The organism is Streptococcus oralis, from assembly GCF_003944215.1.
GTDB lineage: Bacteria > Bacillota > Bacilli > Lactobacillales > Streptococcaceae > Streptococcus > Streptococcus oralis_BI.
Genome location: NZ_RJVZ01000031.1, coordinates 1 through 2,088, shown reverse-complemented (window position 1 = coordinate 2,088; position 2,088 = coordinate 1). Strand labels below are relative to the sequence as shown.

Annotated in this window: 1 protein-coding gene and 1 pseudogene; both read left to right on the top strand. The window is 28.9% G+C overall.

What is annotated here, in order from left to right; translation table 11 throughout:
• Positions 1–1,267 (top strand): annotated as a pseudogene (locus tag D8804_RS09900) (hypothetical protein); the annotation flags it as partial.
• A 50-nt stretch (positions 1,268–1,317) separates the two neighbouring features.
• The coding region (locus D8804_RS09895; protein WP_125399642.1) for a hypothetical protein at positions 1,318–2,088 on the top strand (771 nt) is incomplete at its 3' end.

Genomic DNA, 2,088 nt, shown 5'->3' with positions numbered 1-2,088 from the left:
GGATTTTGGAATTCAAGTTGATATTAGAGTATATACAAAGAAGGAAGCGTACTATTACGCAATTAAAAAGAGTAGGGAGCTTCATATTGAGGGAATTGAAAAAGGTTTGTATAATCCTATTGCAGTCGCAACAGGTGGAGCTAGGCCAAAACAATATGAATATACATTATCAACTTTTATAGATAGTGCTAAACTTTTTGAAAAACATAATTTTCAAAATATATTAGACTATTTTTGTAAAGACTTTGAACTGAGCACAAGTGTTGGTACTTTTGCATTAGCAAGCTTTCCTCAATTAGAGATGGGGGTACTTGAAAGAACGTTAGGCATTTCGACTAGAAATCACTATAAATTTGGTTTTTACTTCTCAGTCAAGCATCAACTATACGTGATGAAACTGATTGCTTTATCAAAAATACTACAGAAATTCAGTCTAAGAATTGAAGATTTCATTACTTGGTTTTTCGATATTTTCCTGACTAATCAGTACGGTATTGATTGGATACATTTTGATGTGCCTTCAATTTCAGAAACAACGGGAAATAAAACAGCAACACTTTTTAGAATCGAAGAATCATTAAGAAAACAATACAAATTATTGAGTGAAGAAGGGCTTATTGATGTAAATTTATATAATATTACTTCTACTCCTTCAATTGAATCTTTGCAGAGTTTTACTAAAAGAAAATACTTCTCAATGAATAATTCAGATAATAATATTCAACAGATTGTTAATTTATTATTCTCTGACCAAAGTCCTATTCATTTTATTAATGAGGAATACAAAGGAAGCAACTTTAAGGAATTAATTTCACAACAATGCTTGAGTTATGCAAATTTTCATGAATATCAAATAGATTACATAAAACTACTAATAGATGCTGGAATTTGCCAAAATGATACAGGCGTTATATCTTTTAAAGATATGTCCCAAATAAGTCTTTTAGAAAAAATATTCTTATATGGCTCTGTTAATAGTATATCTTTATCTGAATCTGAAAAACTCAGTGCTAATAGGATGCTTGATAATGGATGGTTAATATTTTCGGATACCTTATTTTCAATTCAAGAAATTAATTATTTGAATTTTGTCCTAAATAACAAATCATATGACAATAGCTGGGGAATCAGAAATAAGTATTTGCATGGAGTACCTATTTATGATTCTATTCAGCAATATGAGTATGAATATCATCTCATTCTGCTCATATTAATTTTCTATATTATCAAAATAAATGAGGAACTCAAACATCGTAGTTATTGCTAACCAAATTCATTCACAAATAATATTCTACTGATTAACTATCGGAGCTTTTTATGACTACAATATTCTTTTCATGGCAATCTGACTTACCGAATAAAACAAATAGAAATTTAATTGAGAATTCTATAAAATTAGCATTGAAAAAAATGAACCAAGATTCTCCGTACTCTCTTATCACTGAAATTGACAGAGATACAAAAGGTGTTCTAGGTAGTCCAGATATTGTTGATTCAATATTAACCAAAATTGATAAGTGTGGCCTATTTATAGCAGATATATCAATTATAAACAGTAGTTTAAATGGTAAAAGAACTCCTAACCCTAACGTATTATTTGAATTAGGATATGCAGTAAAGTGTCTAGGGTGGGATAGAGTTATTTGTGTGTTCAATTCTGATTTTGGCGATGTTTCAGAACTACCTTTCGATTTACGTAATAGACGAATTCTAACTTATGAAACATCCAATATTTCCGAAACAAGGAAAAAGTTAGCTGATATATTTAAACAAATAATTGATAAGAATTACTATACTTTAGAACAAGTCCAAGAAGTTAGTGACTTTTATAGTATAAAAATCTATTCATGCTTTATTAATATCATATCAAGAATTATAAAGGTTTTATATGGAAGTGAAACTGTCTGCTCTTTTGAAGCAATTACTAATGTTTTAAATATGACTCCTACAGAAATAAATAGACTACTTTCGCATGAATTGCTGGGTTTTAACTTATTTACAATCTATGACGAGCAAATTAAAATATTAACAAACGAGTTAGATAGAATCACCTCTATTAATATGTTTAACACAAACCTGTATGTACCC